Origin of the sequence: Oscillibacter sp., from assembly GCF_032018205.1 — a bacterium.
Classification (GTDB): domain Bacteria; phylum Bacillota; class Clostridia; order Oscillospirales; family Oscillospiraceae; genus Oscillibacter.
In genome coordinates, this window is record NZ_DALZOY010000012.1 from 12,380 (window position 1) to 31,959 (window position 19,580).

General features: G+C 48.1%; 15 protein-coding genes. 12 read left to right on the forward strand and 3 right to left on the reverse strand.

What is annotated here, in order from left to right:
* Window positions 1–127 precede the first annotated feature (127 nt).
* The gene (locus tag RTU96_RS10295) at window positions 128–1,159 is read right to left on the reverse strand and encodes an NERD domain-containing protein (protein WP_312636503.1); all 1,032 of its coding nucleotides are present in this window, start codon (window positions 1,157–1,159) and stop codon (window positions 128–130) included.
* A complete protein-coding gene (locus RTU96_RS10300) occupies window positions 1,146–2,066 on the reverse strand; it encodes a Fic family protein (RefSeq protein ID WP_312636505.1) in 921 nt (306 codons plus the stop codon). The genes RTU96_RS10295 and RTU96_RS10300 overlap by 14 nt, the downstream gene beginning before the upstream one ends.
* A 407-nt stretch (window positions 2,067–2,473) precedes the next feature.
* Here RTU96_RS10300 and RTU96_RS10305 point away from each other — a divergent pair, with 407 nt between their 5' ends.
* Genes RTU96_RS10305 through RTU96_RS10335 form a run of 7 tightly spaced genes read left to right on the forward strand, consistent with a single transcriptional unit; the run spans window position 2,474 to window position 14,084 of the window.
* Window positions 2,474–2,689 carry a helix-turn-helix domain-containing protein gene (locus RTU96_RS10305; protein ID WP_397356838.1) on the forward strand — a complete coding sequence of 72 codons (216 nt, stop codon included), beginning with the start codon at window positions 2,474–2,476 and terminating at the stop codon, window positions 2,687–2,689.
* Entirely contained in the window at window positions 2,676–5,909 is a 3,234-nt protein-coding gene (locus tag RTU96_RS10310) for a helicase-related protein (protein ID WP_312636506.1), read from the forward strand. Before RTU96_RS10305 ends, RTU96_RS10310 begins: the two co-directional genes overlap by 14 nt.
* Complete coding sequence (locus RTU96_RS10315; RefSeq protein WP_312636508.1) at window positions 5,906–6,544, forward strand: DUF4391 domain-containing protein; 639 nt, start codon at window positions 5,906–5,908, stop codon at window positions 6,542–6,544. The genes RTU96_RS10310 and RTU96_RS10315 overlap by 4 nt, the downstream gene beginning before the upstream one ends.
* Complete coding sequence (locus RTU96_RS10320; RefSeq protein ID WP_312636509.1) at window positions 6,522–8,459, forward strand: site-specific DNA-methyltransferase; 1,938 nt, start codon at window positions 6,522–6,524, stop codon at window positions 8,457–8,459. The genes RTU96_RS10315 and RTU96_RS10320 overlap by 23 nt, the downstream gene beginning before the upstream one ends.
* A gap of 1 nt (window position 8,460) precedes the next feature.
* The gene (locus RTU96_RS10325; RefSeq protein WP_312636510.1) at window positions 8,461–9,153 is read left to right on the forward strand and encodes a DUF4145 domain-containing protein; all 693 of its coding nucleotides are present in this window, start codon (window positions 8,461–8,463) and stop codon (window positions 9,151–9,153) included.
* A complete protein-coding gene (locus RTU96_RS10330; protein ID WP_312636511.1) occupies window positions 9,150–12,257 on the forward strand; it encodes a DEAD/DEAH box helicase family protein in 3,108 nt (1,035 codons plus the stop codon). Before RTU96_RS10325 ends, RTU96_RS10330 begins: the two co-directional genes overlap by 4 nt.
* A gap of 15 nt (window positions 12,258–12,272) precedes the next feature.
* Window positions 12,273–14,084, forward strand: a complete 1,812-nt coding sequence (locus tag RTU96_RS10335) for a DUF262 domain-containing protein (RefSeq protein WP_312636512.1) — start codon at window positions 12,273–12,275, stop codon at window positions 14,082–14,084.
* Window positions 14,085–14,672: 588 nt separating this feature from the next.
* On the opposite strand, the gene RTU96_RS10340 is transcribed toward RTU96_RS10335, so the two are convergent.
* Window positions 14,673–15,719 carry a DUF6076 domain-containing protein gene (locus tag RTU96_RS10340; RefSeq protein ID WP_312636513.1) on the reverse strand — a complete coding sequence of 349 codons (1,047 nt, stop codon included), beginning with the start codon at window positions 15,717–15,719 and terminating at the stop codon, window positions 14,673–14,675.
* Between the two features lie 142 nt (window positions 15,720–15,861).
* On the opposite strand from RTU96_RS10340, the gene RTU96_RS10345 reads away from it, so the two are divergent.
* The 5 genes from RTU96_RS10345 to RTU96_RS10365 all read left to right on the forward strand — a co-directional run bounded on the left by RTU96_RS10345 (window position 15,862) and on the right by RTU96_RS10365 (window position 19,580).
* Window positions 15,862–16,071, forward strand: coding sequence for a helix-turn-helix domain-containing protein (locus tag RTU96_RS10345; protein WP_312636514.1), 210 nt, complete (start codon window positions 15,862–15,864; stop codon window positions 16,069–16,071).
* Window positions 16,068–16,613 (forward strand): helix-turn-helix domain-containing protein, encoded by a 546-nt coding sequence (locus RTU96_RS10350; RefSeq protein WP_312636516.1) that lies wholly within the window; start codon window positions 16,068–16,070, stop codon window positions 16,611–16,613. The genes RTU96_RS10345 and RTU96_RS10350 overlap by 4 nt, the downstream gene beginning before the upstream one ends.
* A gap of 175 nt (window positions 16,614–16,788) precedes the next feature.
* On the forward strand, window positions 16,789–17,190 hold the full coding sequence (locus tag RTU96_RS10355) for a hypothetical protein (RefSeq protein WP_312636517.1): 402 nt from the start codon (window positions 16,789–16,791) through the stop codon (window positions 17,188–17,190).
* Window positions 17,190–19,148, forward strand: a complete 1,959-nt coding sequence (gene mobP3, locus RTU96_RS10360; RefSeq protein WP_312636518.1) for a MobP3 family relaxase — start codon at window positions 17,190–17,192, stop codon at window positions 19,146–19,148. The genes RTU96_RS10355 and mobP3 overlap by 1 nt, the downstream gene beginning before the upstream one ends.
* Window positions 19,149–19,238: 90 nt before the next feature.
* The gene (locus RTU96_RS10365; RefSeq protein WP_312636519.1) at window positions 19,239–19,580 is read left to right on the forward strand and encodes a DUF6809 family protein; all 342 of its coding nucleotides are present in this window, start codon (window positions 19,239–19,241) and stop codon (window positions 19,578–19,580) included.

The window sequence follows — 19,580 nt, forward strand, 5'->3', positions numbered from 1 at the left end:
CCCAGGCGGGAAGCGTTTCTCGTTTTGGGTTGGTTGGATTGTAACTCTGCGGGAGGGAATATGCAAGTGGTTTCTGGCAAAGTGGGCGCGCAAAATCTGCGGGGCTATAGACAAAGAAAGTGGACTATCATTTGATATTGACAATGCTTCTGCACTTGGGAAAAGCGGAGCAACCATAGAATTCATTGCCTGCGTTTGCTCCCTTAGCGGCTTTTCGCTTCACCATTGGCGCACCACATTTTGGACAAACAATCGTATCTGGAGACTGCGCAGGCTTTGGTTCCGGTGTGGGCTGAGGGTCGGGTTGAGACGCGGGCTTTGTCGTGGGTTCTCCCAACGGATACAGAACCAATGTCGGCACATACTCTGACGCAGACACGACCTCGGGTTCCACCTTGGGCATGTTCTTCTCGATGGTCTCGCGGTACTTTGCCGTATAGTCCATCGGACATTCCACATGCTGCGTCAGAAAGAAAGTCGCAAGATTCTCCATTTCCTGTTCGCTGGAATTCTCGACTCCCGGTTCCGCCTGTACTCGCTTGATGTATTCAATCAGCTGATCGGCGCGGATCACCTGCTGCTTGACTTCCTTTTTGGCATATTTGGCGTTTAGAATTGTGTTGGGGTTTGCCAGCACCACGACACTGCGGTAATTATCGTAGAAGTATTTTTCAAACAACGCCTTAGTCAGGATGTTCCCCTTTGTCTGGCCGCGAAGCTGTTTAATCAGTTCCAAATGTCGGGTATTTTGCGTGATGGGGGAATACATTCCCTCCTTGTGCGTCCTGCCATTGCGAGTGACAGTTCGCACAAAGTCCCCGGCATTATTGATCTCAATATTGCCATACAGATTTTTGCACTCGATCACGAAGTAGCGCTTGCGTGTGATGACGAGAAAATCAATTTGAGCCGACAGGTCACCATGGCTTAAGTACAAATCGTGGAGTACAAACATGGGTATATGGCTGTTGCGGAGCTCGAACGCAATTCTATCTTCCCCCACGATCCCGGCCTTCAGGTTCTTGATATCCTGCTCAATTTGCGATGCCATCGTCTTGGGCGCATGAGGGAGCAGTGCTTCCAGTTGCGCCAGCTGAGCCTTCGCCGCGCTGTCTTCTTTCAAAAACACAGGTTCTTTTATCTTATCAAACAGTCCCATTGCGGTTTCCTCCGTGTACTTGCAGCATAGTCAGGTACTGCTCAAGACGCTCGTCCAGATACCTGGCGAAGAGCGTTTCCATCGCCGCAAGGTTTTTCTTTATATGGTACTCATCAAAAGCGTTGTAGTAGGAAAGCCGGTCAGTAAACTTAATGTCGATAGGGGGATAGCCCGCCTTCATCAATTCCAGGTTGACCAGCAACCGCCCGGTTCTTCCGTTGCCGTCAATGAAAGGATGGATCCCCTCAAATTCAATGTGGAATCGGGCCACCTTGGTGACAATATGCTCTTTGCTCTCGGCGTAGCTGAGCATCAACTGCTCCATGCGAGGCTGGATCATATAGGGCTGTACCGGCTCGTGCTGGGCACCCAAAATGCGGACGGGTACGCGGCGGTACACCCCGCGGTCCTCCCTTTTGTCGGCCAGCACGAGATAGTGGATCTGCTGGATGGTGCGTTCAGACAGAGGGATGTTGTCCCGCACAAGCTCACGCACAAAATCGAAGGCCTCTTTATGGCCGACGGCCTCCATATGGTCTTTCAGCGGCTTTTGATCAATGGTCAGGCCCCGCAGCACCATATCGGTTTCGCGCAGGGTCAGCGTGTTTCCCTCGATAGCGTTGGAGTTGTAGGTGTACTCTACCGTAAACTCCTCGGTCAACCTTGCGACCTCGCCTGCGGTCAGAGGGCGGCAGGTGTCCAGCTCCGCTTTCTTCCGGTCAATGATCTCCAGAAGGGATGCTGAGGTCTTATAGCGTCCATCCGCAGGCTTCACAGCATTCGCGGGAATTTTCCATCCCCGCCCCTGCTGATAGGCACCGGGGATCTTGCCTTCCGCACACAGGATGCGCACACGGCGGTCAGAAAGCTCCCATTTTTCTGCGGCTTCTTTTACGGTCATAAACATGGAGCACCCTCCTTCCTGATTGAAGTATACCCCATTATCGGAATAATAGCAATGATATCGGAATGATATTTTTTGATTAGCGGAACATTAAAGCATACGTCAGGATTTCTGCTATGGAAGGCGCTCAAAATCTGCGGGGCTATAAACAAAGAAATAGAGGCATCAAATAACCTCTACTTTTGACAAAAGTATCTGGAAATGATAGCTAATCCACTCGGTGGCGGATTGCAATTGTTCGTCAAAAAGTATATACTGGCACTAATAGTATCGAAAGATTGGCAATGGCGTCGAAAGGCAGTGAGGCAAAGCGGCAAGATCCTTTGCCGTTTTAGATGGTAGCAACCGTAAAATGAGAACTGCCATACAGCCGTAGGTCTGATTTTTGCTACAAATACGAGGTGAACGCAATGGACTACATATCAATCGCTGAAGCTGCAGAAAAATGGGGCATTACCCGCCGCCGCGTGCAGGTGCTGTGTAATCAAGGGCGCATCCCAGGGCTAACGAAGTTTCGAAAAGCTTGGGCGATTCCAAAAGATGCGGAGAAACCTATAGACAAACGAAAGCTAAAGCGAGTGTCAATTGACTCTATTGATGCGGGGGGCAAATATGGAGATATTTAATAACACCACTAATGTGGTTTGCGATGACCTCAAAAAAGTCATAACCCCTAATAGCAAATTATCTATTGCCGCCGCTTGCTTTTCTATTTATGCATTCCAAGAACTTAAGCAACAACTACAGTCGATTGATTCCCTCCAATTTATTTTTACATCTCCAACCTTTGTTGCGGAGAAAACTCCAAAAGAAAAGCGCGAATTTTATATTCCACGACTAAATCGTGAGAAGAGTATATATGGCACTGAGTTTGAAGTCAGACTACGTAATGAGCTTTCCCAAAAAGCAATTGCCAAAGAATGTGCTGCTTGGATACAAAAAAAGGTCCAATTTCGTTCTAATATTACTAGAGACGGTATGAACAACTTTTTAATGGTAGAAAGTGATACATGCAGTTATACCTATACACCCTTGAATAGCTTTACAACTGTGGATCTGGGCTGTGAGCGGGGAAATAATATCAGCAATATTGTTGTCCGTATGGAAGCGCCTGAGAGCCGTACTTTTGTTGAAACATTCGATAGCATTTGGAAAGATGAAACCAGGCTTCAAGACGTCACAGCTGAGGTAATCGAATCTATTTCTGCGGTTTATCAAGAGAATCCAGCAGAGCTCATTTATTTTATGACCCTTTATAATATATTTAATGAATTTTTAGAGGATATTTCTGAAGATGTCCTCCCGAATGAGGCGACTGGGTTTAAAGAAAGTGTTGTATGGAACAAGCTTTATAACTTTCAAAAAGGCGCTGCACTTGGCATCATCAATAAGTTAGAGCAGTACAATGGGTGCATTTTGGCAGACAGTGTGGGCTTAGGTAAAACCTTTACTGCACTGGCGGTAATTAAGTATTACGAAGGTCGCAACAAGAGCGTGTTGCTTCTGTGCCCCAAAAAGCTAAAAGATAACTGGATGACATACCGTGGTAACCTAATTAACAATCCACTGGCCCAAGACCGCCTGCGCTACGACGTGCTCTATCATACGGATTTATCCCGTGACCGTGGAGATACCGTCATGGGGTTGGCCATCGATCGCATTAACTGGGGCGCATACGACCTGGTAGTGATCGATGAAAGTCACAATTTTCGTAATGGCGGCGAGATTACGGGAGAAGAGGGCGATAAAAGAGAAAACCGCTATCTGCGCTTAATGAATCGTGTCATTCGTCCCGGTGTTCAGACAAAAGTCCTCATGTTATCGGCTACCCCTGTAAACAATAGGTTTTATGATCTGCGCAATCAGTTGGCACTCGCCTACGAGGGGCACGCTGAACATATTAACAGTAAACTCAATACAAAATCAGATATTGATACAATTTTTCGTAATGCCCAAAAGGTATTTAATGCTTGGAGCAAACGGCCTGCTGAATCTCGCACAACGGGTGCACTACTGCGGGATTTGGATTTCGACTTTTTTGAGGTCTTAGATAGCGTAACGATTGCCCGCTCCCGAAAACACATCCAGCGCTACTATGATACGACTGAAATTGGCAGCTTTCCCACTCGAAACAAACCCGTATCCCTGCGTCCTAAACTGACCGACAAACCTGGTGCTATCAATTATCAGGAAGTGTATGAACAGATTACGGCCTTAAACCTTTCAATCTATACACCGTCGAGTTACATACTGCCCAGTAAAATCTCCAAGTACATTGATCCAGACTCCAAACATGCCAAAACCATCACCCAGTCCGGCCGTGAGCAAGGCATTCGCCGCTTGATGAGCATTAACCTGCTAAAGCGCATGGAGAGCTCTGTGCATTCCTTTAAGCTTACCATTAAGCGGATTTTTAATCTCTATTACGATACCTTGCAGCAAATTGCAGACTACCAACCCGAGAAGGTCATTGATGTGCAGGATATTGAGGATGCCGGTGACTTTGATTACGATGACCAGAACACCGACGCCTTTTCTGTGGGCAACAAATTTAAGATTGACCTTCGCGATATGGACTATATCTCCTGGAAACGCGATTTGTCTGCCGACCTTGAAGTGTTGGAGCTGCTCATTTCCATGATTGAAGACATCACACCTCAGTATGATTATAAGCTGAACCAGCTGCTGGATGTACTGACCGGAAAAATTGAGAATCCCATTAACCCCAGCAACAAAAAAGTCATTATCTTTACTGCTTTTTCTGACACAGCAGAATACCTGTACGAAAACGTGAGTGCATTTATAAAGAAGAGATATAACCTAAATACAGCGCTTATTACAGGCAATGTAGACGCCAAAACAACCATCTCCCGTTTTTCGGCGGATATGAACCATTTACTCACCTGCTTTTCGCCCATTTCCAAAGAAAAGGCCCTGCTGATGCCGAATGATCACAATGAAATAGATATCCTCATTGCCACCGATTGTATTTCTGAGGGACAAAACTTACAAGACTGCGACTGCGTGATAAATTATGATATCCATTGGAACCCTGTTCGTATTATTCAGCGGTTTGGCCGAATCGACCGCATTGGTAGCAAAAATAAGGTGATACAGCTAGTAAATTTCTGGCCGGACTTGACGCTGGATGACTATATCAATCTGAAAGAGCGTGTGGAAGCCAGGATGCGCATTTCTGTTATGACGTCCACAGGAGATGATGATTATATCAATCAAGAGGAAAAAGGAGATCTTGCTTATCGCCGCCAGCAGCTGGAAAAGCTGCAAAACGAAGTGGTGGATTTGGAGGAAATGACCTCCGGCATATCTATTATGGATTTAGGACTCAATGAATTTCGAATGGATCTGCTCGCATATTTGAAGGAACATCCCGGTCTGGAGCGCACCCCCTTTGGGATTCATGCCGTTGTGCACGGCGAGGAGCCAGGGGTGATATTTGTCCTTAAGAATATCAACACGAAAATCAATATTGAAAACCAAAACCGCCTGCACCCATTCTACATGGTGTTCATCGGCAATGATGGCGAGGTCGTCTGCAATCACCTGCAGCCTAAAGATACATTAGATACCATGCGTTATTTGGCGCGAGGTAAAACACAACCGAACACCGTTGCCTGTCACACCTTTAATACTGCAACCAAAGATGGCAAGGATATGCGCACAGTTTCCAGGCTGCTGGAGCAGTCGATCGCATCCATTATCAGTGTGAAGGAGCAAAGCGATGTAGATAGCTTTTTCAGTAGTGGTCAGACTACGTTCCTCTCCGGTAAAGCAAATGGGCTGGATGATTTTGAATTAATCTGCTTTCTGGCGGTGATTGCATGATTACCTTTCCCGGGGCAACGATAGTAAATCGCACCCTACCCAAAGAGGCGTTTTACAAGCGGCTTACTTTGAACAATGAGCTGAAAGAAAAGTTCATCAGTGACGTAAAGCACATCACACTGCAAAACTCTTTGACGGCCCAGACCCTGCATCTTGCGTCGGGTGGAGCGGTCAGTGAAATCCTGGTACTTGTAGTAGAACTCAAAAAGCGAGAATTTGACCCACGCATTTTAGAGAGCATCGCGCGCCAAAACCCACACAAGCTGGTTTTTTTGCTTCGCTATGGGGACGGCGCCCAGCTCACCCTCTACCATGGCAAGCTCTACACAACGTCTTGGCAGGAGCCGTCACAACTAGCTCTCAGCGCAAGAGGGCTGAATCTGGATGCGGTTTGGGATAGCTTTTTGGAGCAGATCGTTCTGGCAGAAGAAACAAATCCACCAGCAGGACTGTCTGTTGACAAGCGCATCAAGCGACACGAATTACTGCAAAGGCTCCAAAAGGAGCTGGACAAGACCGAAAAGTTGACATGGGCTGAAAAGCAGCCGAAAAAGAAGTTTGAGATGTACCAGCAGGTGCAGATACTCAAGGCTCAGATGGAGGAAATCATAAATGGACAAGCTGAAAATGCATAGTGCGGACAAGGTGAATGAGCATATTGAGCAGATCGCCGCACTCTTCCCCAATTGTAAAACCGAGGTGATCAAAGGGCACCGAGAAGACGGAAGCCCTATTATTGAATATGCGATTGACTTTGATGTGCTACGGCAGGAGCTCTCAGATGTTGTGGTGGAGGGCCCGGCGGAGCGCTACCAGTTCACTTGGCCAGAAAAGCGCAAGAGTATCCTGGCCGCCAACGCACCCATTGCGAAAACGCTGCGCCCCTGCCGAGAGGAGAGCGTGGACTTTGACACCACCGAAAACCTCTATATAGAGGGCGATAATTTAGATGTCCTCAAGTTGTTGCAGGAGACCTATCTGGGCAAGGTGAAGATGATTTACATCGACCCGCCCTACAATACCGGCAACGACTTTGTGTACGAGGATGACTTTGCTGAGAGTGCCGAGGAGTATATGGAGCGCAGCGGTGATTTTGATGAGGAGGGCAACCGTCTGGTCAAAAACACCGACTCCAATGGACGTTTTCATACGGATTGGTTAAATATGATTTATCCGCGTCTAAAGTTGGCAAAGGATTTATTGGCTGATAATGGAATTATTTTTATTAGTATTGACGATAGCGAAGTGCGAAATTTAAAGTTCGTTTGTGATCAGATTTTTGACGCATCAAACTTTGTGGCTCAGTTAATTTGGCAAAACAAAAAAGGTGGGGGAAATGATTCCACTCATGTTGCAATTGAACATGAATATATAATTGTGTATGCAAGAAATAAAGGCCTTTTGGGTGAATTATATGAAAAATACTCTGACGACTATGTGAAACGATACAAAGAGCAAGATAATGTAGGGAGATTTTATTGGGATACTTTTAAGAGGAAAGCAGGCAAACAATACTATCCCATTGTTTGTCCAGACGGAACGATGCTACAATATGATGAAGATGGTAATCCAATTAGTTGGTTGCGTTCTGAGGCTCGATTTAAATCTGATTTAGCTGCTGGAGACATTAGAATTGTAAGGATAGGTGATAACTGGTCAGTTCAATTTAAACAGAGAATGCCCTTAGGAAAAACTCCACGGAGTATTTTTACAACAGAACATATTATAAATGATAAAGGTACTACAAGCACAGGTGTCAGCGATTGCTATGACTACTTTAAAAAGGATGTTTTTTCAAATCCTAAGCCTGTTGATCTAATAAAATTTCTAGCTGGATTTGGAGCAAGCTCAAATGATATTATCCTGGATTTCTTCAGTGGTTCAGGTACTACTGCCGAGGCTATCGTAAAAATGAATGCTAACGATAATGAACAGAGAAGATATATTTTAGTTCAACTACAAGAAAATATTGATGTTATCTCCAAAAATTCGCTTTCAAATGGGAAGATTGTATCTGAAAACGCTATATCTATTTTAGACGAACTTAAGAAGCCACATCTTATAACCGAGTTAGCTAAGGAGCGCATCCGCCGCGCGGGTAAAAAAATTAAAGAGGAAAATCCTCTGACTGCGCAAAATCTTGATATCGGCTTCCGCGTGCTGAAAGTGGACTCCACTAACATGCAGGACGTGTACTATAACCCCGCCGAAATTCAGCAGACAAGCCTGCTTGCTCTTGCCGACAACATCAAGCCTGACCGCACGCCGGAAGACTTGCTGTTCCAAGTCATGTTGGATTTGGGCGTGCTGCTCTCCAGTAAAATTGAAGAAACAGTCATCGGCGGCAAAACTGTGTTTTCTGTGGCGGACGGCTACCTGCTGGCATGTTTCGATACCGAAGTCACCGATGAAGTAGTTACCGCCATCGCCCAGCAAAAGCCATATTACTTTGTCATGCGTGACAGCTCCCTGGCCAGCGACTCCGTTGCCACCAATTTTGAGCAAATTTTCTCCACGTATAGCCCAACAACGGTAAGGAAGGTGCTATGATGTGGGTAAAAAGGTAAGGAAGAAGTTCGTTTGCCGACATTGTGGTAAGTTTGTGTATGTAGATGGGATTTCGCATACACACCCTGGCGAACACCTTAATTTGCGTGTAATGAGCCAAGGTGGTGAAATTGAAAGCTATGTCTGTAATGAATGCGGAAAGCTAAACATCTTTTTATCTACAAAACACTATGGCGCGGATGGCAAAGAGACTCTTGCAGCCAAAGGGAAAATTGTAGAGAAATATATTTTCCCTATCAATGTCCCACCGAAAAAGCTAAAGTATGTCCCGGCAAAATATATGAACGAGTACAATGAGGCGGCATGGGTAAAAGAAATTAGCATAAAGTCCTGTGCGCTTGTTTGCAGAAGAATTCTAGAAATGATTCTGGAAAATGAGTGCGGCTGCACAAAACGCAATTTATCCGAAAAGGTTCAGGAGTATTCTGAGCAAGGGCCTTTATCAGAGCTGGTTGAACAATCTATGCAATTTGTTGTGAAGGCCGGAAATGCAATGGCCCATGATAAAAAGAATCAAAACGACGATTTAATTCGTCTTAAGGCCTCAGATTGTGCTAAGCTGCTGGAAGCGTTGGAGATAATATTTGATTATATTTTTATCCAACCCCAGAAAGCAGCGCTAATGGGCAAGCGCGTAGAAAAAGTAACTCCCAGAAGTAAGAAGGTGAGCATGTGAAGTTTCAGTTTAAAATACAACCTTACCAGACGGATGCAGTGAATAGTGTGGTCAATATCTTTGCAGGACAGCCTTATCAGGAGAGGGTCAGCTATGTGCGGGATCTGGGTGTGCGCAAGCCCAATGCCGCGGCAGATCAGCTCAATATGTTCGGTGGGACAGAGCACGTGGAAGAGGAAGTGTCCATCGGGTTTGAAAACGCAAAGCTGCATCTCACGGACGAGCAGCTAGTGCTGAATATCCGTAACATGCAGCAGCGCAACAATATCAAGCAGATTGCAGCTTTGACGAAGCATATTGGCCGTTGCAGCCTGGACGTGGAGATGGAGACCGGTACGGGTAAGACCTATGTTTACATTAAAACCATGTTTGAGCTAAATAAACTCTATGGCTGGAGTAAGTTCATCGTGGTGGTGCCGTCCATTGCCATACGGGAAGGTGTGAAAAAATCTTTTGAGATGACCTCTGAGCATTTCATGGAGCACTACGGAAAAAAAGCGCGGTCTTTTGTCTACAACAGCAAGAATCTTAACGAGTTGGACAACTTTAGCTCCAACGCCGGAATCAATGTGATGATTATCAATATCCAGGCCTTTAACGCCCGCGGTGCGGACGCCCGGCGCATTTACGAGGAGCTGGATGATTTCGGAAGTCGCAAGCCCATTGACGTCATTAAGGCTAACCGCCCCATCGTTATTTTGGACGAGCCTCAAAAAATGGGCGGAGCCGCAACTCAGGAGAGTTTAAAAGAGTTTAATCCACTGTTTTGTCTAAACTATTCGGCCACACATATGCAGCACCATGATCTGGTCTATGTGCTGGATGCGCTGGACGCCTATAACAAGCGACTGGTCAAAAAAATTCAGGTCAAAGGATTTGAGGTCAAAAACTTCAGAGGTACGGATCGTTACCTTTTCTTGGAGAATATTATCATTTCCCCGAAAAAACCGCCCATGGCAAAAATTGAACTTGAAATCAGTTATCAAAAATCTATCAACCGTGAAACACGTATCTTGGCGGTGGATGATGATTTGTATTCCGTTTCCAATGAAATGGAACAGTATAAGGGCTACCACATTAGCGACATTGACCCCATCCATGGAACCGTCACCTTTACAAATGGGGAACGCATCTCTCGAGGCGAGGTGGTGGGTGACGTGTCGGAAAAGGATATGCGGCGTATCCAGATCCGCGAGACTATTATTTCCCATTTTGAGAAAGAGCAGCGTAATTTTGAATTGGGTATCAAGACACTTTCTCTGTTTTTTATTGACGAGGTGGCTAAGTACCGTGTCTATGACAAAGATGGAAATGAGAGCAATTCGGAATATGGAGATATGTTTGAGCAGGAGTATATCTCCGTCTTAAATGACTACATCACCATTGGGGAAACGCCCTATGTCAAGTACCTTAAAACGATGTGCAGTGACGCCAGCAAAGCACACACAGGGTACTTCAGTATCGATAAAAAGGGCCGCAAAGTAGATAGTAGTACCAAGCGTGGCAGTGACGAAAGCGATGATACCTCCGCCTACGATTTGATTTTGAAGAACAAGGAGCAACTGCTTAGCTTTGACGAACCAGTGCGTTTCATCTTCTCCCACTCTGCTCTGCGCGAGGGTTGGGATAACCCCAATGTGTTCCAAATCTGTACGCTGAAACACGGCGGCAACAGCCCATCTCAAAAGCGGCAAGAGGTGGGGCGCGGTCTGCGTTTGGCAGTCAACCAAAGCGGAGACCGTATAGATGGTGAGTTTTGCGGTGACAGCGTACACGACATCAACATGCTCACAGTCATTGCCAGCGAAAACTACCGCCAGTTTGTCAGTGAGCTACAGAAGAAAATCAAAGAAGATCTATACGATCGCCCCTCTAAGGCGACGCAGGAGTATTTCGTTGGAAAGACCGTCATGGTTGGGGAGCAACCAGTAGTTCTGGATGTTAAGCAGGCCAAGGACATTTATCGTTATCTACTCAAAAATGACTACATTGATGATGATGACAACGTTACGGACGCATATCGCGCGGATCTACAAAACAACTGCCTTGCTCCGCTGCCAGAGGCGCTTATCCCCATGGGAGAAGGAATTCATAAGCTTGTGCAGAGCGTATTTGACGAGCGCGTTTTGGATGATATGATTACCGATGGAAATACCACAACAATCGAGGGTAACCCGCTAAATGATAATTTCTCTAAAAAAGAATTTCAGACTTTGTGGGGATACATCAACCACCAATATGCCTATGCGGTCGATTTTGACAGCGCAGAGCTTGTTGAAAAGGCAATTAAACATATCAACGAAAAACTGTTTGTAACCAGGCTGCAATATACTGTAACAACTGGCCAACAGATTCGAGATTTGGACGAGCACTCCATTGGGCGTGGAGATAGCTTCGCCAGTGAAAAAACACGCACCGAGACATTGCAGCACGCAGAAACAAGCCAAATCAAGTATGACTTGATTGGCAAAATTGCAGAGGGGGCAACCTTGACGCGGCGCACCATCGCTCAGATACTGGGCGGGCTCGAGAGGCCGATTTTCGCCATGTTCCGGTATAATCCCGAGGAGTTCATCACTAAGACCATTAAACTCATTAAAGAGCAAAAGGCCACCATGATTGTAGAGCACATTACCTACAACCAGACAGAAGGAAAGTATGAAAGCTCCATTTTTACAGCTGAAAAATGTGGTGATTTTACGCGAGCATTCCGTGCTAAAAAGCATATTCAAGACTATGTGTTCACCGACGGTTCCGCTGATAAGAGTGTGGAGCGACGTTTTGCTGAAGAGATGGACGACGCCAATGAGGTTTGCGTCTACGCAAAGCTCCCCAAGGGCTTTTCCATCCCCACGCCGGTGGGGAACTATTCTCCAGACTGGGCGATTGCTTTTTATACGGGTACAGTTAAACACATCTTTTTTGTGGCGGAGACAAAGGGGACCATGGATAGCCTCAATCTGCGCCCTATCGAACAGGCCAAAATCGCGTGCGCAAAAAAATTATTTAATGAGATATCCAAAGACGATATTGTCTATCATGATGTAGACAACTATCAAAGCTTGCTCAATATTATGGATAGCATCAAAAAGGTGTATACCTAAGAAAGGAATGCTGATATGACGGGTGAAAAGTTTACGCTCATGCAGTATTCGATTAGTGCGATTCTCGGACTGATTGAGGCAAATGACTTTGCAATTCCAGAGATTCAGCGACCTTTTGTCTGGAAACGCAGCCAAGTGCGAGATTTGATTGACTCGCTTTACAACGGCTATCCAACGGGATATATTATCACGTGGAAAAACCCAGATGTGCAGACCAAGGATGGTGGGAAAGCCAGCGGTAAAAAGGTGCTCATTGACGGTCAACAGCGCATCACAGCTTTGATGGCTGCTATTTCCGGAATCGCAGTATTAGACGAGGATTTTAATAAAGACCACATACGAATTGCATTTAACCCACTTGCGGAAGACGAGTCTAAGCGATTCGCCGTACAAGACGCTTCCCATCTAAAAGATAAGCGCTGGATTCCCGATATTTCAACGGTCTTTCACTCGGACTTTGACCCTTTTGATTTTTCGCTTCAATACTGCGAGGTCAATGCTGGTATTAAGCCAAGTGACGTCAACAAAGCGATTACCGCACTAAAAGGTATCGCAAATAGACAAATTGGTGTGATTGAATTGGATCACACGCTCGACATTGATGAAGTGACCGAAATTTTTATACGGATTAACTCAAAGGGAACATCTCTTAGCCAGTCAGACTTTGTAATGTCTAAAATGGCAGCAGACACTGAGCATGGTGGAGATATTATGCGTAAAGCAGTCGATTATTTCTGCCACCTTGCTGCCAAACCGGAGTTTTACTCCGATTTGGTTCATGATGTTAATTTCCAGAATTCGCAATATGCTGATAAAATTAAATGGTTGGCAAAGGATAAGGAAGATATTTTTGATCCCGACTACGGCGATATGCTCCGAGTTTCCTTCATGCATCAGTTCCGCCGTGGAAAACTTGGTGACCTTGTAAGCTTGCTGTCGGGCCGAGATTTTGAAACAAAAGAGTATCGCGATGATGTAATCGAAACCTCCTATAAAAAGCTTGACACCGGCATTCAAAACTTTATGAATCAATATCATTTTTCCCAGTTTGTGCTGGCCATTAAAGGTGCTGGATTTATTTCAAACAAACTTCTCAACTCAAAGATGACACTGGATTTTGCCTATACTCTATATTTGATTTTATTAGACGAGCCTTCAATACCAAACGCTCAAATAAAACGCTATGTGCAAAAATGGTTTGTCATGTCCACACTGACCTCGCGTTACATTGGTTCCCCGGAAACTGTTATGGATCGGGATATGCGTAGCATAAACGAGAAAGGCTTCTTGGCTTTTCTTGCTGAGGTGGAGGCTTCTTCGCTTTCTGATGTATTCTGGGCCATCACGCTTCCACAAAATCTCGAGACTTCATCTGTCAACAGCCCTGCATTTAATACATTTCTCGCCGCACAGATTACTTTAAATTGCAACTCAATGCTAATGAATGGCATCAAAGTTTCAGACCTAATTAATGTATCCGGAGATATCCATCATATTTTTCCCCGCAGTTACTTAAAAAAGAATGGCATAGATTCAAAAGTGAAATACAATCAGGTTGCAAATTATATTTATTTGGATACCCAGGTGAACAAAGCGATTAGTGACGAAGCGCCCTGTGTATATTTTGCAAAAGTTCAGCAGCAGTGTAAAAGCAAAATCATTGCACTTGGGAATATTTCGGACGAGCTCTTGTTAAGGGAAAATCTGGGTGAGAACTGTATTCCGGAAAAAGTTTTCACCATGGATATCGCTAGCTATGATGATTTTTTAGTAGAACGTAGAAGACTGATGGCAAAACTAATTGAGCACTACTACAAAGGACTGTGAGCAGATATTATTCGCCAAGGAGGAACTCCCTATGGCAAAAAAAGAAAAGGAAACGGGGTCTAATCATCCATTCCTCTGCGGCGGGGCACCTAGCATTCGTTGCCACCGCTGGCGGCAACGAGGACGCCATGGAGAGTCGATACCAGGATGAGAACATCTTGCTGACATAGCTGATGATGGCGCGGCGCCATGGTGTTGACGTCCACACTATCACTGAGCATAATGCAAAGGTTTTTGCAGTTGATGAATTGCAGGGAGCGGCAACTATCCGGAAATCCCGGATAGTTCAAATAAGTAGTGGCAGCTATTAAGTAAAACTTAATGACTCAAATCGGGGGAGCCCATGTCGTGTCGCATAGGTTTTTAGTAAAAAGCAAATTGAACTATTCGGAATTTCCGAATAGTTCAAACCGGAAACGAGATGTAGTAACCTACACCCGTACTCCAAAAAGCGCTTTTGACCGTTTCCTGGAACTGACCGCAGACGCGGATAAGTTGAAATAACTGAGTTAAATTCTGCATTACAGAAAACAAAGAAATACGGCGGCCTGAGTATTCATCAAAACTCAGGCCGCCGCATCTGTTATCTTACAACGCCGCCAACTGCTTCTGCAGTTCCTCATCACTCAACTCACCGCGCTCAGACTGTTCCTTCAAGTCCTGCGCTCTGGCCACGGTGGCGTTCCATTCGTCCACGCTGATTTTTCCCCTCTGCTTTTTGGCCTTCAGGCGATTGTAGGCCTTGGCATATTCCTTCTGCGCGGGGGTTGCGGTGACGCGCCCCTGCGCTTCTTTTTTGTGCGCGCCCACCTTGCGGCAGGTGCGCTCGGTCTCACCAGGCGCAATGTTGTTGCAGTAGCAGGTGTTGTAGCCTGCGGTCAGCAGGAAGTAGCGCCCGCAGTTGTGACAGCGGCGTGGGGCGTTGCCGGCCATCAGGGCGCGGTAAAATTCCGTGTAGAGAAAATGTGTGAGATACCCAAACTCCGCCTTCTCTGCAAGGATGACCTTGCCCTTTTTCGTGGGGTGGGCCATGGGTACGAACTTGACCTCCAGAGGGAAGCTCTGTCCAAAGTCCGACCCGTCAAAGAGCAGTGCTCCGGCGGTGGCCATGTCGTCGAAGTAGTGCATATAGGCCATGGCATAGGCGTCGCTGTTCCTACGTTTCAGCGGCTCGAAGTACATCGCCAGCATCTCGGTGATCTGCCCCCGGAAGGTGCGCAGGCTCTCCCCGAAATACTCCAAGCCGTTCAAAAACGTCTCAAACATGGCGTGACCCTCCGAGTCAATGTCCAGTACCTCCTCCCATTTCTCCTTGTCGGAAAACATCAGCGGGAGAAGATGATAGGCGGTCTCGGTGTCCATCGCCAAGTCCCGATAGAGCGGCAACGTGAATATCAAATCCCAGACAGCGTTCAGTTTCTCCTGCGCGGAGACGGCTGCGCTGTCTGTTTTTTCTTGGAGAAAAGGCCAGACGGCGGAGAGAAACGCACCCACCCGCCGGTCGATCTCAGTGAGCACGCTGTTCTCCAGCGCCAGAATTTCAACGCTGATCTGGCCGAGGGAAAACTCTTTCCCGTTCACGTACACATGGTTGCCGCTGAAGAAAAGGTCGAACCGATCAAATGCAGCCGTCATATCATCACACTCCTTGTATCCGATGGAGATTTGGGGTTTACCTGACCATGCCCAAATCTATTGAAGAGGACTTTGATTTCTGTTAGGCTCATTATATCGGATAGAAATAAAAAATTCAATCAGGTAACAAGGAGGTTTTTATTTGAAGGAATCCATCTACAAAAGCTATGACGAGCTGCCGCTGTTTCTAAACGCAGGTTTGGTAGCGAAGGTGCTGGGTGTGTCGATATCCACCGGGTACGAGCTAATGCATGAGAAAGGTTTCCCTGTGCTGAAAATTGGGAGCCGCATCGTGGTGCCCAAAGAAAAGTTTATCACATGGGTGGAGCAGAACACGGGAGGTGCGATTTGAAGTGCAAGCAGTACCCAAAACGGGATGCCATCAAAAACTACTTTCCCCTGCCCAATGAGATATTCTCTCTGGGTCTGAGCAGCGGCGAGATCTCCGTTTACTCGTATCTGCTATTTCGGGAGAATCGAAAAACCTATCAGTGCTGGCCCAGCTACAAGACCATCGGCAAGGCGGTGGACATGAGCCAGAACACCGTGCGGAAATATGTGATGGCACCGGAGGAGAAGGGGCTCATCGTGACGGAGCCCACCAGCATCCGCACCAAGGATGGACGTAAGCGCAACGGCAGTCTCCTCTACACCATCCGCCCCATTCAGAAAACGCTGGATTTATTTTATGAGCGGCAGATGGCACAGGTGGAGTTGGCCGCACAGCGTCAACGCGCTGCCGAGCGGCTGGCACAGTTCGCCCCTGTCGGCCCCTGTGAGCCGCTGTGTGGGGCTTTGGAGGGCGAAACAAGTCCCAGCCCCTCCGAGGACAAAACGGACGAAATTGACCCGCTTTGGAACCAGGTGCGGAGGACGAAAGAAAAAGCAGGATAAAGGGCGGGCGTCGCAAGCGCGCCCACCTGGGCACAACTGCCCGCAGTGCGGGCAGTTTCGGGGTTTGCGGCAGGGGTCTTAAAAGAGAAAATATACACCGCAAGAGGTCTGAAACCCAGTTAAACCCCATGTTAACGGCTTTTCGATGGGTGTCTTGCGGAGAAATGGAGGAAATATGAGCGATAGGGAAAAATTAGCGGTTCGATTGGAGCCGGAGCTGCGGCAGCGGCTGGAGCGCTGCTATACCATGGACGGCAGCCGAAGTCGACGGGAGTACATCGAAAACGCCATTCGGTTTTACACGGACTACCAGGAGATGAACGACGGCAGCGGCCTGCTGCCAAAGGAGGTCACCACCGCCATCAACGGTCGGCTGGGACTGTTCGAAGATCGTCTGGCAAGTCTGCTGTTCAAGCTGACGGTAGCGCTGGATATGAATGCGGGCATTCTCTCGGATGCCTATGAATTCAGTGAGGAAAGCCTTCGCCGGCGCAGGGTGGATAGTGTTAAAAATGTGAAACAGACCAATGGACTCCTCTCCTTGGAGCAGCGGGCAAGGGCTTCGGGTGACGTGTAATGGCGAAGCTAATCGTCAAAAGCCCCTACATCAAGTGCACCGGCAGCGGCGATGCTGCCGGTGCCGGTGGCTATCTGCACTACATCAGCACCCGTGAGCACGTACAAAAGCTGACCGATGACCGCCCGCCCACCCGCAAGCAGGAGCAGCTCATCGCAAAGCTCACGAAAGATTTTTCCGGCGTGAAGCAGCTGGATGAGTACGACGACTACGAGAAACACAAGACCAAAGCAAACGTCTCTGCGCTCTTCACCATGGTGCTGGAGGAGAACTGGGCGGCGGTCAGTCGGATGAATGGCTACATGAACTACATTGCCACCCGCCCCCGCGCGGAGCGGCTCAGCGCCCACGGTCTGTTCGGGGACGAGGAGAGCATCGACCTAAAAGAAGCGATGGCGGAGCTCAATTCCTATACCGGTAAAGTTTGGACACACATCATTTCCCTGCGCCGGGAGGACGCCGCCCGGTTGGGTTATGACAGCGCTAAGGCGTGGCGCAATCTCATCCGTGCCCACCGCAACGACATTGCCGACGCCATGAAAATTCCACCAAAGGATTTCCGCTGGTACGCTGCGTTCCACGATGAGGGTGAGCACCCCCACATCCACATGATGGCATGGTCGACGAAACCGAGGCAGGCCTACCTCGACCGTGAGGGCATTCGGCAAATCAAATCCATGCTCATGAACGACATTTTCAAACAGGAGTTGCTTCATATCTACGAGCAAAAGTCCACCAGCCGGGACGAGCTGGTGCGGCAGGCTCGGCAGGAGATGCTGGCGCTGGTGCGCACCATGCGGTCAGGCCTGTGCGACCACCCCGAGGTGGAAACACTGGTGCTTCAGCTGGCACAGGGGCTGGAAACGGTGCGGGGTAAGAAAAGCTACGGCTATCTGCCGAAGCCCTTGAAAAGCATCGCCGACCAAATCGTCGACCAGATGGAACGCATTCCTGCGGTGGCGCAGTGCTATGAAAAGTGGCTGACGCTCCAGGGACAGGTGGACAGTTACTACGGCGGCGACGAGCGCAAGCGGCTGAAATTATCTGAGCAGAAGGAGTTCCGCGTCATTAAGAATGCGGTTATTCAGGAGGCCGAGCGCATCCGCATCGAGGAAATCACCTTTGAGGATGAAACGCTTGGGTCGGCGGATGAGCCGGAAAGTGCCCGCTACAATGCCGAATTCTACTGCCGCTACCGGGATATGATTTACGACAGCGACCTGTCCTTGGACGAACGGGACTACGCCGTGGAGCAGATGACCAGCGCCGCCCAGGCGGGCAACTCCTATGCCCAGCACCTGCTGGGCAAGCTCTACCGGGACGGCACAGTGGTAATTCCCGATGCGGAAAAGGCGCGGGATTGGTTTCAGAGGTCGGCGGAGCAGGGATTAAACGTTGCACGGTACGCCCTGGGCAAGCTGTTGCTCACCGAGGATCGGCTGGTGCGGGACATCCCGGCGGGGCTGCACTGGCTGGAGATGGCCTACCGAAACGGTAGTCCGTATGCCGGGTACCGGCTGGGCAAGGAGTATCTACGGGGTGAAATCGTCCCCAAGGATGTGCCAAAGGCACTGGACTATTTGAACGACGCGGCACAGCGGGGCAATCAGTTCGCCCAGTACACGCTGGGCAAGCTCTACCTACTGGGGCGGGAGGTGCCGCAGGATAAGACGCTGGCGGAGCGATGGCTGGCACAGTCTGCCGCCCAAGGGAACCAGTACGCCCAATTCTCTCTCGACCGGCTGGACGAATTCCGCCCGCCCTCGGTGTTGCTGGCGGCCACCCATCTCCTGCGGCAGATCGGCAGTATCTTTCAGGACAACTCCCTGCCCAAATCCAGCGTAGGTGGAAATCAAATCGACCGCAAGCTTCGCCAGCGGGAGCGGGAGAAGAAAATTGCCATGGGCCATAAAGCGGATGACCACGAGGAATATCAAGGGCCGACCCTGTCCATGTAATTGCCACAAACCATTGAAAATACTGATTTTTTTGATAGCTTTCTGGCGCAGATTGTGGTATATGTGTTGTCTTGAACAGGAGGCGATACCATGTACGACTATATGAAATCCCTGCAACGTCAGTTCTTTCAGGAACTGGAGTGCGGTGAATTGCGGCGGGAGATAGAGCAGACTCGTCAGGAACTGCGTGACCTGCTGGACAAAGAGAACCGCAGAAAGCTGTTGCGGCTGGTGGACTGTCAGGCGGCGCTCCGGGAGGAGGTCTCTCTCCACAGCTTTCTCGCCGGCTACCGTCTGGCATGCGGGATTTACCGGGAGCTATTGATACAGCCGCCCCATTCCTTTGACAAGGAGGAGGAAAAGCGGGCGCAAGAAATTTACCAAATTGAGCAGAAGGCGGCACAAGCCGCCCGTTCCGAACAGGAGGAATAG

Excerpts from the sequence above, each read along its gene's own strand:
- RTU96_RS10295 (WP_312636503.1), bottom strand. The coding sequence starts at position 1,159 with ATGGGACTGTTTGATAAGATAAAAGAACCTGTGTTTTTGAAAGAAGAC.
- RTU96_RS10300 (WP_312636505.1), bottom strand. The coding sequence starts at position 2,066 with ATGTTTATGACCGTAAAAGAAGCCGCAGAAAAATGGGAGCTTTCTGAC.
- RTU96_RS10305 (WP_397356838.1), top strand. The coding sequence starts at position 2,474 with ATGGACTACATATCAATCGCTGAAGCTGCAGAAAAATGGGGCATTACC.
- RTU96_RS10310 (WP_312636506.1), top strand. The coding sequence starts at position 2,676 with ATGGAGATATTTAATAACACCACTAATGTGGTTTGCGATGACCTCAAA.
- RTU96_RS10315 (WP_312636508.1), top strand. The coding sequence starts at position 5,906 with ATGATTACCTTTCCCGGGGCAACGATAGTAAATCGCACCCTACCCAAA.
- RTU96_RS10320 (WP_312636509.1), top strand. The coding sequence starts at position 6,522 with ATGGACAAGCTGAAAATGCATAGTGCGGACAAGGTGAATGAGCATATT.
- RTU96_RS10335 (WP_312636512.1), top strand. The coding sequence starts at position 12,273 with ATGACGGGTGAAAAGTTTACGCTCATGCAGTATTCGATTAGTGCGATT.
- RTU96_RS10340 (WP_312636513.1), bottom strand. The coding sequence starts at position 15,719 with ATGACGGCTGCATTTGATCGGTTCGACCTTTTCTTCAGCGGCAACCAT.
- RTU96_RS10355 (WP_312636517.1), top strand. The coding sequence starts at position 16,789 with ATGAGCGATAGGGAAAAATTAGCGGTTCGATTGGAGCCGGAGCTGCGG.
- mobP3 (WP_312636518.1), top strand. The coding sequence starts at position 17,190 with ATGGCGAAGCTAATCGTCAAAAGCCCCTACATCAAGTGCACCGGCAGC.
- RTU96_RS10365 (WP_312636519.1), top strand. The coding sequence starts at position 19,239 with ATGTACGACTATATGAAATCCCTGCAACGTCAGTTCTTTCAGGAACTG.